The sequence below is a fragment of the Streptomyces sp. NPDC094147 genome (assembly GCF_044764265.1).
In the GTDB taxonomy this organism is placed as follows: domain Bacteria; phylum Actinomycetota; class Actinomycetes; order Streptomycetales; family Streptomycetaceae; genus Streptomyces.
On the sequence record NZ_JBIWHT010000001.1, the window covers coordinates 951166 to 964412 of the forward strand.

Annotated in this window: 9 protein-coding genes; 6 read left to right on the plus strand and 3 right to left on the minus strand. The window is 70.2% G+C overall.

The window, feature by feature from the left end:
- Positions 1–17 precede the first annotated feature (17 nt).
- Positions 18–1427 carry an amino acid permease gene (locus tag ACIQ8J_RS04310; RefSeq protein ID WP_403264600.1) on the plus strand — a complete coding sequence of 470 codons (1410 nt, stop codon included), beginning with the start codon at positions 18–20 and terminating at the stop codon, positions 1425–1427.
- Between the two features lie 164 nt (positions 1428–1591).
- Complete coding sequence (locus tag ACIQ8J_RS04315) at positions 1592–2233, plus strand: superoxide dismutase (protein WP_403264603.1); 642 nt, start codon at positions 1592–1594, stop codon at positions 2231–2233.
- 114 nt (positions 2234–2347) lie between these two features.
- On the opposite strand, the gene ACIQ8J_RS04320 is transcribed toward ACIQ8J_RS04315, so the two are convergent.
- On the minus strand, positions 2348–2998 hold the full coding sequence (locus ACIQ8J_RS04320; RefSeq protein WP_403264605.1) for a DsbA family protein: 651 nt from the start codon (positions 2996–2998) through the stop codon (positions 2348–2350).
- Positions 2999–3159: 161 nt separating this feature from the next.
- Here ACIQ8J_RS04320 and pepN point away from each other — a divergent pair, with 161 nt between their 5' ends.
- Positions 3160–5781, plus strand: coding sequence for an aminopeptidase N (gene pepN / locus ACIQ8J_RS04325; protein WP_403264608.1), 2622 nt, complete (start codon positions 3160–3162; stop codon positions 5779–5781).
- A 136-nt stretch (positions 5782–5917) separates the two neighbouring features.
- Positions 5918–6991 (plus strand): hypothetical protein, encoded by a 1074-nt coding sequence (locus tag ACIQ8J_RS04330; protein ID WP_403607740.1) that lies wholly within the window; start codon positions 5918–5920, stop codon positions 6989–6991.
- An 83-nt stretch (positions 6992–7074) separates the two neighbouring features.
- Here ACIQ8J_RS04330 and ACIQ8J_RS04335 read toward each other — a convergent pair whose 3' ends face one another.
- Positions 7075–7536 carry an NUDIX hydrolase gene (locus ACIQ8J_RS04335; RefSeq protein WP_403264614.1) on the minus strand — a complete coding sequence of 154 codons (462 nt, stop codon included), beginning with the start codon at positions 7534–7536 and terminating at the stop codon, positions 7075–7077.
- Positions 7537–7605: 69 nt separating this feature from the next.
- The gene (locus tag ACIQ8J_RS04340; protein ID WP_403264617.1) at positions 7606–8163 is read right to left on the minus strand and encodes a CGNR zinc finger domain-containing protein; all 558 of its coding nucleotides are present in this window, start codon (positions 8161–8163) and stop codon (positions 7606–7608) included.
- 281 nt (positions 8164–8444) lie between these two features.
- On the opposite strand from ACIQ8J_RS04340, the gene ACIQ8J_RS04345 reads away from it, so the two are divergent.
- Both ACIQ8J_RS04345 and ACIQ8J_RS04350 read left to right on the plus strand, forming a co-directional pair.
- Positions 8445–11783, plus strand: coding sequence for a S8 family serine peptidase (locus ACIQ8J_RS04345; protein ID WP_403264619.1), 3339 nt, complete (start codon positions 8445–8447; stop codon positions 11781–11783).
- A gap of 400 nt (positions 11784–12183) precedes the next feature.
- The gene (locus ACIQ8J_RS04350; RefSeq protein WP_403264622.1) at positions 12184–13200 is read left to right on the plus strand and encodes an aspartate-semialdehyde dehydrogenase; all 1017 of its coding nucleotides are present in this window, start codon (positions 12184–12186) and stop codon (positions 13198–13200) included.
- Positions 13201–13247: the final 47 nt, after the last annotated feature.

Genomic DNA, 13247 nt, shown 5'->3' on the forward strand with positions numbered 1-13247 from the left:
CTGAACAGGGCATGCCCATGTCTCGGACAACCGCGCCCGCGCCGAACGACAGCCGGCCGAAGACCGACTCACCTCTCACGCATGGCCTCAAGCAGCGCCATCTTTCGATGATCGCCCTCGGCGGGGTCATCGGCGCCGGGCTCTTCGTCGGATCCGGCACCGCGATCGCCGCGGCGGGCCCCTCGATCATCCTCGCGTACGCGATATCCGGCGCCCTGGTCATGCTCGTGATGCGCATGCTGGGCGAGATGTCGGCCGCCAATCCCGCCTCGGGCTCGTTCTCGGTGCACGCCGAGCGGGCGATCGGGCCGTGGGCCGGGTTCACCGCGGGCTGGGCGTTCTGGTTCCTGCTGTGCGTGGCCGTCGGCCTGGAGGGCATCGGCGCCGCGGGCATCGTGCACGGCTGGCTGCCGGGCGTCCCGGAGTGGGCGCTGGTGGCCGTGTTCATGCTGCTGTTCTGCGGCACCAACCTGGCGGCCGTGAAGAACTTCGGCGAGTTCGAGTTCTGGTTCGCCGCGCTGAAGATCGGCGCGATCGCGCTGTTCCTGGTCGTCGGCGTCCTGGCGATCCTCGGCGTGCTGCCCGACACCAGCGCGCCGGGCCTGGCCAACCTCACCGGCCAGGGCGGTTTCATGCCCAACGGCAGCGAGGGCCTCATCGTCGGACTGCTCGCCTCCGTCTTCGCGTACGGCGGTCTGGAGACGGTCACGATCGCCGCGGCCGAGTCCGAACACCCCGTCCAGGGCGTCGCGAAGGCCGTGCGCACCGCGATGTGGCGGATCGCGATCTTCTACGTCGGCTCGATGGCGGTCGTCGTCACGCTGCTGCCGTGGACCGCCAAGGACATCGCGACCAAGGGCCCCTACGTCGCCACGCTGGACCACCTCGGCATCCCCGCCGCGGGCCAGATCATGAACGTCGTGGTGCTGGTGGCGCTGCTCTCGGCGATGAACGCGAACATCTACGGCGCCTCCCGCATGGCCGGTTCGCTCGTCTCGCGCGGCCAGGGTCCCAAGGTGCTCGGGAAGATCTCCGGCGGGGTGCCGCGGGTCGCCGTGCTCACCTCGTCGGCGTTCGGCTTCGTGTGCGTGCTGCTGAGCTACTGGCGTCCGGACGACATCTTCCAGTGGCTCCTGAACACCATCGGCGCGATCATCCTGGTGGTCTGGTTCTTCATCGCCGCCTCGCAGTTGCTGCTGCGCCGCCGCATCGAGCGCGAGGCGCCGGAGAAGCTGGTCGTGAAGATGTGGCTCTACCCGTGGCTGACCTGGGTCGCGCTGCTCGGCATGGCGGTGATCTTCGTGCTGATGGCCCGCGAGGACGGCACCCGGGTACAGCTCTACTACACGGGCGGCCTCACCGTCGTCCTCGCGGTGATCGGCTACATCCGCCAGCGGACCACGACCCGGACCCCGCTGGACGGCTGACCCGAACCCGCTCAACAGTCCTGCGTCCCAAAGGCCCTAGGCCTCGGGACGCAGGACTTTTTGCTGAGCCCACCCTTAGCTGCGAAGCCCCATTCCTGCTGATAGCGTGCACTTGCACATAGCTTGCAATAAGAACTTGCAGTGATCCGCCGGAGGGCTCGGACATGGCCATTTACACGCTTCCTGAACTTCCGTACGACTACGCGGCGCTCGAACCGGTCATCAGCCCGGAGATCATCGAGCTGCACCACGACAAGCACCACGCGGCGTACGTGAAGGGCGCGAACGACACCCTGGAGCAGCTCGCCGAGGCCCGCGACAAGGATGCCTGGGGCTCGGTCAACGGCCTGGAGAAGAACCTCGCGTTCCACCTCTCCGGCCACATCCTGCACTCGATCTACTGGCACAACATGACGGGTGACGGCGGCGGCGAGCCCCTGGACAAGGACGGGGTGGGCGAGTTGGCCGACGCCATCGCCGAATCCTTCGGCTCCTTCGCCAAGTTCAAGGCCCAGCTCACCAAGGCCTCGGCGACGACGCAGGGTTCGGGCTGGGGCGTCCTCGCCTACGAGCCGATCAGCGGCCGCCTCCTGGTCGAGCAGATCTACGACCACCAGGGCAACGTCGGCCAGGGCTCGACCCCGATCCTGGTCTTCGACGCCTGGGAGCACGCCTTCTACCTCCAGTACAAGAACCAGAAGGTCGACTTCATCGAGGCGATGTGGCGGGTCGTCAACTGGCAGGACGTGGCGAAGCGTTACGCCGCCGCCAAGCAGGCCGGCAACAACCTCCTCCTGGCCCCGTAGGGCCCGTGCGAACGTCCTGCCTCGTGATCGTCTTCTCAGCCTTCATGACGGCAGGCGGATGAAGGAAGCGCCCCCGCGAGGACGTGACTCGCGGGGGCCCTTCTGTGCCGGGACTCAGAGGTTGCTGAAGTCGGGGCCCGCCGTGCGGCTGCGCTTGATCTCGTAGAAGCCGGGGGTGGCGGCGACCAGGAGCGTGCCGTCCCACAGCTTCGCCGCGGCCTCGCCCTGCGGGGCGGGGGTGACGACCGGGCCGAAGAAGGCGATCTGCTCGCCGTCGGCGCCCGGCACCGCGATGACCGGGGTGCCGACGTCCTGGCCGACCTTGTCGATGCCCTCCTGGTGGGAGGCCCGCAGCTGGGCGTCGTAGGTGTCCCGGTCGGCGAACTCGATGAGCTCGGCGGGCAGGCCCGCGTCCTTGAGGGCGGCGGCGACGGCATCGCGGTCAACGCCCAGGCCCTCGTTGTGGAAGCGGGTGCCGAGCGCGGTGTACAGCTTGCCGACGACCTCGTCGCCGTGCAGCTCCTGGGCGGCGATCACCACGCGCACCGGGCCCCAGGCCTTGCCGCCGGGCCGCATGTTCTCGGCGTACTCCTCGGGCAGCTCGTCCAGCCGGTCCTCGTTCAGCACCGCGAGGCTCATCACGTGCCAGCGCACCTCCACGTCGCGGACCTTCTCGACCTCCAGCATCCAGCGCGAGGTCATCCAGGCCCACGGGCACAGCGGGTCGAACCAGAAGTCGACGGGGGTCTTGGCGGACTCGGACATGTCTCTCCTCGGGCAACGTCGGGCAAGCAAGTCTTCTGTACGGCCGAACACCGGCAGTGGCCGAAAGCATTCCGCCGTTCCCGATCGCGTTCCCCCACCGCACACCGCCCCGGCGGCATGGGAGGATCGAAGCCATTCGAACGAGACACGAAGGAGTGCCCGTGCCCGGTGAGAATCTGTCCCGCGACGAGGCCCGCGAGCGGGCCGAGCTGCTGTCCGTCGAGGGCTACGAAGTGGCCCTGGACCTGCGGTCCGCGGTCGGGGACGCCCCGGACGGGCCCCGCACGTTCCGCTCGCTGACGACGATCCGGTTCCGCGCGGCGCGGCCCGGCGCCGCCACGTTCGCCGATCTGATCGCCCCGTCGGTGACCGCGGTCACGCTGAACGGCCGCGCGCTCGACGTGGCAGCCGTGTTCGACGGCAGCCGCATCGCGCTGGACGACCTGGCCGAGGAGAACGTGCTGGTGGTCGACGCCCAGTGCGCGTACAGCCGGACCGGCGAGGGCATGCACCGCTTCGTGGACCCGGAGGACGGCGAGGTCTACCTCTACACCCAGTACGAACCCGCCGACTCGCGCCGGGTGTTCGCCACCTTCGAGCAGCCCGACCTCAAGGCCCGCTTCGTCTTCGAGGCGCTGGCCCCCGAGGGCTGGACGGTGTGGTCCAACGGCGCGGGCGGCCAGGTAAGAGAAGGGGCGCGCGAAGCGCTTCCGAATAAGGGTGGTGGCGGGCGACGGGAGGGCGGGACGTGGCGCTTCGCCGCGACCGAGCCGATCTCGACGTACATCACCTGCGTGGTCGCGGGCCCGTACCACTACGTCACGGACTCCTACACCCGCACCTTCGACGACGGCAGCAAGCTGGAGATCCCGCTCGGCGCGATGTGCCGCAAGGGGCTCGCCAAGCACTTCGACTCCGACGACGTCTTCCTCGTCACCAAGCAGGGCCTGGACTTCTTCCACGACCACTTCGACTTCCCGTACCCGTTCGGGAAGTACGACCAGGCGTTCGTGCCCGAGTACAACCTGGGCGCGATGGAGAACCCGGGCCTGGTGACCTTCCGCGAGGAGTACATCTACCGCGGCAAGGTGACGCAGGCCGCGTACGAGCGCCGGGCCAACGTCATCCTGCACGAGATGGCGCACATGTGGTTCGGCGACCTGGTCACCATGGTGTGGTGGGACGACCTGTGGCTGAAGGAGTCCTTCGCCGACTTCATGGGCTCGTTCTCGCTGGCCGAGGCCACCCGCTTCACCAACAGCTGGGTGACCTTCGCCAACAACCGCAAGGCGTGGGCCTACCGGGCCGACCAGCTGCCGTCCACGCATCCGGTCACGGCCGACATCCGCGACCTGGAGGACGCCAAGCTCAACTTCGACGGGATCACGTACGCCAAGGGCGCCTCCGTCCTCAAGCAGCTCGTCGCCTACGTCGGGCGGGACGCCTTCCTCGAAGGGGCGCGGCGCTACTTCAAGCGGCACGCCTACGGCAACACCCGCCTGGGCGACCTGCTGTCGGTCCTCGAAGAGGTCTCGGGGCGCGACATGGCGACCTGGTCGCGTTCCTGGCTCCAGACGGCCGGGCTCAACTCCCTTACTCCGGTGGCCACTTACGACGCGGCCGGCCGCGTCACCGAGCTCGCCGTGCTCCAGGAGGGCGATGAACTCCGCCCGCACCGCGTCGCGGTGGGCCTCTACCGCAGCGAGGCGGGCGACCTGGTGCGCTACGCCCGCGCCGAGGTCGACGTCGAAGGGCAGCGCACCGTCGTGGACGGGCTCGCCGGGTCCGAGCGGCCGGATCTGATCCTGGTCAACGACGACGACCTGACCTACTGCAAGATCCGCTTCGACGAGGGCTCGCTCGCCACCCTGCGCGCCCACCTCGGCGACATCACCGACCCCCTCGCGCGCGCCCTGTGCTGGTCCGCGCTGTGGAGCCTGACGCGGGACGCGCTGATGCCCGCCCGCGACTTCATCGCCCTCGTCCTCGCGCACGCGGGCCGCGAGTCGGACATCGGCGTGCTCCAGATGCTGCACGCCTGGGCCCAGTCGGCGGTCGTGCACTACGCGGCGCCCGCATGGCGCGAGGAGGGCGACCGGCTGCTCGCCGAGGGCGCCCTGCACGAGCTGCGGCTCGCCGAACCGGGCAGCGAGCACCAGCTCACCTGGGCCCGCTTCTTCGCGGCGACGGCCACCACCGACTCCGACTTCCAGCTCCTGAAGGGGCTGCTCGCGGGCTCGGCGAAGATCGACGGTCTCGACGTCGACCAGGAGCTGCGCTGGTCGCTGCTGGAACCGCTGGCCTCGCACGGCGTCGCGGACGAGTCGGCAATCGACGCCGAACTGGCCCGCGACGACACGGCGTCCGGCAAGCGCCACCATGTGCGCTGCCTGGCCGCCCGCCCGTCGGAGGCGGTCAAGGCGCAGGCCTGGGCGCAGGTCGTGGAGTCGGACGCGCTCTCGAACGCGCTCGTCGAAGCGACCATCGCGGGCTTCGGCCCGCCCTCGCAGCGGGAGTTGACCGCTCCGTACGCCCCGAAGTACTTCGAGGTGATCGAGCGGGTGTGGGCTCAGCGTTCGATCCAGATCGCCATGGACATCGTCAGGGGCCTCTTCCCCGGGCTGCAGGACGACGAGCGGACGCTAGACGCGACCGACGCGTGGCTGACCGCGCACCGGGACGCGGCTCCGGCGCTGCGCCGCCTGGTCCTGGAGGCCCGCGACGACCTGGCGCGCTCGCTGCGCGGCCAGGCCTGCGACGCGGCGGCGGCCGCCGCGCGCTGACGCCCGTTCGGGGGGCCCGCACCGGGCCCCCCGATCGGCAGTCGAACGCCCGTACTTTAGGACGGTGTTGTCCGGATTTGTCGACGGCCGTGTAACAGCGGTTAGCGGGCGGTCCGGCTGCGGGAAACCCCGGAGCATGAACCACAACACCCCGCTCTCCCCCCGCCCCCTGAGCCACCTCACCGATGTCCAGCGGCGCGTGCTCTCCGCCAACCAGCTGCGCGCGCACGGGGTTTCGGCCGCGCGGACCGCCGCCCAGTGCCGGCCCGGCGGCCCGTGGCAGCAGCTGCTTCCGGGGGTGTACGTGCTGCACCCGGGCCCGGCCACCAGCGAGGAGCGGCTGCATGCCGCGCTGATGTACGCGGGGTGGCCGGCGGCCGGGCGCGCCAAGGTCGTCCCGGCGCAGGGCCAGGCCGACACCGCCGCGCCGCAGGCGATCGTCACCGGGCTCGCGGCGCTCGCGCTGCACCGGTTCGCCTCCGCTCCCCCGCTGCTCTCGCTCGACCGGATCGAGGTCCTGATCCCGCGCACCCGGCGGCTGCGCTCCACGGGCTGCGTCCAGCTGGTGCGGGCCCATGTGATGCCCGGCGCGGAGATGATCACCGGGGTGCCGGTGGCGCCGGTGCCGCGGGCGCTCGCCGACGCGGTCGCCGGCCTCTCGGACGCCCAGGCGGTGCGCCGTCTGCTCACCGAGGCGGTGCGCTGCGGACACACCGAACCGGCCGCGATCGTACGGGAGTTGACGCAGGCCAGACTGCTGAGCCGGGCCCATGTGGTGGACGCGGTGGACGCGCTGCTCGCCGAGGGGCGCTCGATCGCCGAGGAGCGGCTCTACACGATGGTGCGCGAGCACGGTCTTCCGGACCCGCTGTGGAATGTGGACCTGCGGCTTCCGGGCGGCCCGCACCTGGGCGGGCTCGACGCGTACTGGCCCGACCAGGCGGTGGCGCTGGAGCTGGACACCCGGGCCCCGCGCCAGGAGGACGACGGCGTGGGGTCTCCCCGGTTCGAGCGGAGCCGAGAACTAGGGGAATGGTCGGAGTACACCCGCAAGCGCGAGACGCTGGAGCGGATCGGGATCACCGTCGTCCACCTCACGCCGCGGAAGCTGCGCGAGTCCCTGGAGCAGCAGGCGGCCGTGGTGCGGACCGCGCTGATGGCGTCCACCGAACGGGAGCCCGCCGCCTATGTGGTGGTGCTGCCCCGCTGAGCCGGGTCGCGAGCGGCGGGCCTTCAGGAGGGGAACGGCCCGCCGCCCGCGACCCGATCCGGACGGGCTTCGGACACCGGCTCTCAGCCTGCGACTTTCCCGAGCGGCGGCCGGGTGCGCCACAACTCCACGCCGGTGTCGACGAGTTCGACCCGGTCCAGATTGCTCACCGCGTCGAGCGGATGCCAGGCGGCCAGGTCGGTGGAGCCGTTGGTCTCGTGGCGCAGTTCACCGCCGGTGACCCGGCCCTCGTACACGATGCGCAGCCCCTGGAAGTCGGCGAACATGCCCAGTCTGCGCGGGTATCGGCGGCTGATCGAGTCGATGCCGAGCAGCCGGACCGGCTCGACGGCGTACCCGGTCTCCTCGTCGGCCTCGCGCACCACCGTGTCGACGGGATCCTCGCCGTGATCCATGCCGCCACCCGGCAGCGTCCACCGCTTGGTGCCGTCCCTGGCCACCCAGCGGGCCAGCAGGATCTCCTGGACCCCCGCTGTTCCCCGTACGCATACGGCGTAGGCCGCCACCCTCAACTCCGTGTTCATTTGGTGAGGTTACGGGGCCGGGTGCGCGGGCGTTGAGACCCGACGCGGCAATCGGACACCCGAAATGCGTCAGTCCCGCTTGTGGCGGGCGTAGTGCCGCGACGCCTTGGCTCGGTTGCCGCAGCCGGCCATCGAGCACCAGCGGCGGGTGCCGTTCTTGGACGTGTCGTAGAAGTGCAGCACGCAGTCCGGGCCGGCGCAGCGGCGGATGCGGTCGGGGCGCTCGCCCAGCAGCCGCAGGTAGTTGTCGGCGGCGGCCCAGGCGGGCAGCCACCGCGGGCTGTCGGTCTCGACCTCGTGCACGGGCCCGTCCGCCGCCAGCGCGAACCGCACCCGGCCGTGGGCGAGGACGGCGTTGAGGGCGTGCCGCGCGGCCGGACCGGCCGGGTCGTCGATGACGGCGGCCAGCGCGTCGCGGACCTGGAGCAGGGCGTCGAGCGTGCCGCGGTCGGCCCGCACCTCGTGCCCGCGCAGCTCGCGGACGACGGTGTCCGAGGCCAGCCATCCGGCGAGTCCTTCGGTGCTCGAAAGGAGGTCCCGCAGGTCGGCGCCGTGTGTCCAGCGGGTGTTCAGCAGGTCGATGGCGAGGGGTTCGCCGGCCAGCGGCCGGGGGTCCTGGTCGGTCACGGCACCGGTCCTTCCTCAGGCGTGGCTCTCGTGCACAACCTCAAGCCTAACCGGTGACGATCCCCGCAGTGGTTGACAGCCCCGAAGTCCCGCCTCCGCCCAGCACCACGAGCCGGACTGGCGGGCTCCGCGCGATGGCGGAAATGCGCCATGTTCACATCATGCAACGGTCAACTCTCCACAAACAACAGTCACATACGCCATGCTCAGCGGTCATCCGGCACCGAAATACGAACCGACTTCGCACCGCCGGACCCTTACCCACATAACAGGGATGCTGAATGACCACTGAATCCCAGCGCTCCATACCCGGGGCGAGACGCACGGCCCGAATAGCGGCCGCGACCGGCCTGGTGGCCGCACTCGTCACGGCGGGCGCCGCGCCCGCCTTCGCCGCCGCCACGGGGGACACCCCAGGAGGAACGCAGACCGCGCCTCCGGTGAAGACCGCTCCGGCCAAGACCGCCGAGAACAAGCTCGGCAGGGCCGACGAGCAGCGGCTCGCCGAGGCTCAGGCCAAGGGCGAGAAGAGCGTCACCGTGATGGTGGCCACCCAGCCCGGCGCCACCGCCGCCGTCAGCAAGCAGTTCGGCTCGGTCGCGGGGGCGACCGTCGGCAAGCAGGACGACAAGCTCGGCTACGTCCGCGCCACCCTGCCCATGGCACGGGCCGAGGCCGCGCTGAAGGCGGCCGCGAAGCTGCCCTCGGTGCACGGCATCGACCTCAAGCAGGACATCCAGCTGGACGACCCGACGCCCTCGGGCGACACCTCGAAGTCCGCGAAGCAGCTGCGCACTTCGGGCAGCTACCCGGCGCCGGGCAAGGACACGCCCGCGAAGAACCCGTACAACCCGAACTTCGAGACGGGTGCGGTCGACTTCGTCAAGCAGCACCCCGAGGCGGACGGCCGCGGGGTCACCATCGGCATCCTGGACTCGGGCGTGGACCTCGGTCACCCGGCGCTCCAGAAGACCACCACCGGCGAGCGCAAGATCGTCGACTGGGTCACCTCGACCGACCCGGTGCAGGACAACGACGGCACCTGGCTGAAGATGAACACCGCCGTATCCGGTCCGGTGTTCACCGCGGGCGGCAAGACGTGGAAGGCGCCGGCGGGCTCGTACGACTTCAGCTCGTTCGCCGAGAAGGCCACCCTGGGCGGCGACGAGGCCGGTGACCTGGACCGGGACGGCCGGACCGACCACGTCTGGGGCGTGCTGTACAACCCGGCGGACAACACCGTCCGGGTCGACCTCAACGGCAACGGCGACTTCTCCGACGACGTGCCGATGAAGCCGTACAAGGACGGCTTCCAGGTCGGCTACTTCGGCGAGGACAAGACGGACCCGATCACGGGGGCCAGCAAGCGCATCCCGTTCACCGTCGAGATCCGCAAGAACGTCCCGTACGACGCGGCCGGGCACACCTCCGACTACGTCAACATCGGCGTGATCGAATCCGAGCACGGCACCCACGTCGCGGGCATCACCTCCGCCAACGGCCTGTTCGGCGGCAAGATGAGCGGGGCCGCGCCCGGCGCGAAGATCGTCTCCTCGCGCGCCTGCAACTGGGACGGCGGCTGCACCAACATCGCGCTGACCGAGGGCATGATCGACCTGGTCACCAACCGCCACGTCGACATCGTCAACATGTCGATCGGCGGCCTGCCGGCGCTCAACGACGGCAACAACGCGCGCGCCGAGCTGTACAAGCGCCTCATCGACACCTACGGCGTCCAGATGGTCATCTCGGCCGGCAACGACGGTCCAGGCGTCAACACCATCGGCGACCCCGGCCTCGCCGACCACGTCATCTCCGTCGGCGCGAGCATCTCCAAGGAGACCTGGGCCGCCAACTACGGCTCCGGGGTGTCCACGGACTACCAGATGATGCCGTTCTCCTCGCGCGGCCCGCGTGAGGACGGCGGCTTCACGCCGACCATCACCGCCCCGGGCGCGGCCATCAACTCCACCCAGACCTGGCTGCCCGGCAGCCCGGTCAAGGAGTCGGGCTACAACCTGCCGGCCGGCTACTCGATGCTCCAGGGCACCTCGATGGCCTCCCCGCAGGCCGCCGGCGCCGCGGCGCTGCTCCTGTCCGCCGCCAAGCAGCAGGGCATCGACCTGCCGCCGGCCGACCTGCGCACCGCGCTGACGTCAACGGCCAAGCACATCAAGGGCGTTCAGGCCTACCAGGAGGGCTCCGGCCTGATCAACATCGTGGGCGCCTGGGACGCGATCAAGCAGACCGCGAAGAAGCAGGCCCCGGCCCACGAGTACACCGTGGCGGCCCCGGTCTCCAGCGCGCTCAGCTACGCCCTGAAGACCCCGAACGTGGGCACCGGCATCTACGACCGCGAGAGCGGCCTGAAGGCCGGCCAGAAGAAGACGTACGACGTCACGGTCACCCGCACCACGGGCCCGGACAAGAACGTCAGGCACAAGCTGTCGTTCAAGAACGACGACGGCACGTTCAAGGTGCTCGGCAAGGACGAGGTCGACCTGCCGCTCGGCAAGCCCGTCACCATCAAGGTGCAGGCACAGCCGAAGTCCGCCGGCGTGCACAGCGCGATCCTCCAGGTGGACGACCCGAAGACGGTGGGCGTCGACCAGCAGATCATGGCCACGGTCATCGTCTCGACGCCGGTCGCGGGCCCCGGCTACACCTTCACGGCCTCCTCGACGGTGCAGCGCAACTCCACCAAGTCGTACTTCCTGACCGTCCCGGCGGGCGCGAAGAACCTGGAAGTGCGCATGAGCGCGCTGCGCTCCGGCAGCCAGACCCGGTTCATCTCGCTGCACCCGTACGGCATGGCGCTCGACACCACGTCGACGCCGAACTGCTACCCGAACTACGACAACCCGGCCAACACCTGCCGCCCGGACCTGCGTTCCTACGAGAACCCGCAGCCCGGCGTCTGGGAGATCGAGGTCGAGTCGCGGCGTACCTCGCCGTACCTGGACAACTCGTTCAAGCTGGACGTGTCGGTGCTCGGCGTCGCCTTCGACCCGGCCACCCAGTCGGTGCCCGAGGCCAAGGTGGGCACCCCGGCCCCCGTCAAGTGGACCGTCACCAACGGCTTCGCCGCGCTCCAGGGCAGGCTGAAGGGCGGCTCGCTGGGCTCCGCGAAGGTCGCCAGGCCGACCATCAAGGCCGGTGAGACGCAGGAGAGCACGGTCACCGTCCCGGCGGGCACCGAGCGGCTCGACGTTGCCATCGGCGGACCCTCCGACGTCAAGGCGGACCTCGACCTGTACGTCCTCAAGGACGGAGTGGTCGTCGCCAAGTCCACGACCAGCAGCTCCGAGGAGTCGGTCAGCCTGGTCAAGCCGGCCGCGGGCACCTACACGATCCAGGTCGCCGGGTACGCGGTCCCGTCCGGGTCGACCACGTACAACTACAAGGACGTGTACTTCGCGCCCTCGCTCGGTACCGTCAAGGTCGACGAGAGCAAGTCCGTCAAGCTCGCGGGCGGTGCTTCCGCGCAGGTGACGGCGGATGTCGTCGCGGCGGGCGCGGCTCCCGAGGGACGCCAGTTCTTCGGCACCGTGCAGCTGGTGAACGAGCGCGGCACCGCCGCGGGCACCGGCAACGTGATCATCGGGAAGGTCACGCAGTAGCACGGCGAAGGAACACGGCGGGGCGGGCGCTCTTCACGAGCACCCGCCCCGCGAACGTGACGTCCTGGTACGAGACGTCGTACCCCGGCCTGCTGGAGCTTCCCGTACGCACAGGCGGCCGAGGGCGGCGGCGAGGGCCGCCATGGCCCGGCTGCGACGGGATACGGGCACGGGAAATCCTCCGGAATGCGGTGGGGTGCGGCCGGTGATCGACCGGGATTCCAGGACCGCAGCCAGCAAAAACGGCTCCCTGGGGCAATTCGGGGCGGATGCCACACGGATGCCATGGACTTGTCATACGTGGGCAGCCGTCCCACACCCCGGACAATGGATTGGACAAGTCCGCCGGGAGCCGACGCATCATGGGTGCGCCGGAGTACATGTGCACTAAGGAGTCACCGTGAGGGTCGGAATCGTCGGAGCCACCGGACAGGTCGGCGGAGTCATGCGCAAGATCCTCGTCGAGCGGGCCTTCCCGGTGGACGAGCTGCGCCTGTTCGCCTCCGCGCGCTCGGCGGGCACCGTCCTGGACGGGGTGACGGTCGAGGACGCCTCCACCGCCGACTACACCGGCCTGGACATCGTGCTGTTCTCGGCGGGCGGCGCCACCTCGCGCGCGCTGGCGGAGAAGGTCGCGTCCCAGGGCGCCGTAGTGATCGACAACTCCTCCGCCTGGCGCGGCCACCCCGAGGTCCCGCTCGTGGTCTCCGAGGTCAACCCGCACGCGATCAAGAACCGCCCCAAGGGCATCATCGCCAACCCGAACTGCACCACGATGGCCGCGATGCCGGTCCTTCGCCCCCTGCACGACGAGGCCGGGCTCACCGCGATGGTCGCCACCACCTACCAGGCCGTGTCCGGCTCGGGCCTGGCGGGCGTGGCCGAGCTGCACACCCAGGCCTGCAAGGTCGCCGAGGCCGCCGACCAGCTGACCTTCGACGGCGGCGCGGTCGAGTTCCCCGAGCCCGGCGTCTACAAGCGCCCCATCGCCTTCAACGTGCTCCCCCTCGCGGGCAGCATCGTGGACGACGGCTCCTTCGAGACCGACGAGGAGCAGAAGCTCCGCAACGAGTCCCGCAAGATCCTGGAGATCCCGGACCTGAAGGTCTCCGGCACCTGTGTGCGCGTGCCGGTCTTCTCCGGCCACTCGCTCCAGGTCAACGCCCGCTTCGAGCGCCCGATCAGCGTGCAGCGCGCGTACGAGCTCCTGAAGGACGCCCCGGGCGTCGAGCTCTCGGAGATCCCGACCCCGCTCCAGGCGGCGGGCAAGGACGCCTCGTACGTGGGCCGCATCCGCAATGACGAGACGGTCGACAACGGCCTGGCCCTCTTCCTCTCCAACGACAACCTCCGCAAGGGCGCCGCGCTGAACGCCGTCCAGATTGCCGAGCTGGTTGCGGCCGAGCTCAAGGGCTGAGCGCTCCGGGGGCCGTGCGTTTGGTTCGGCTGGGGTCTGCGCGTCGT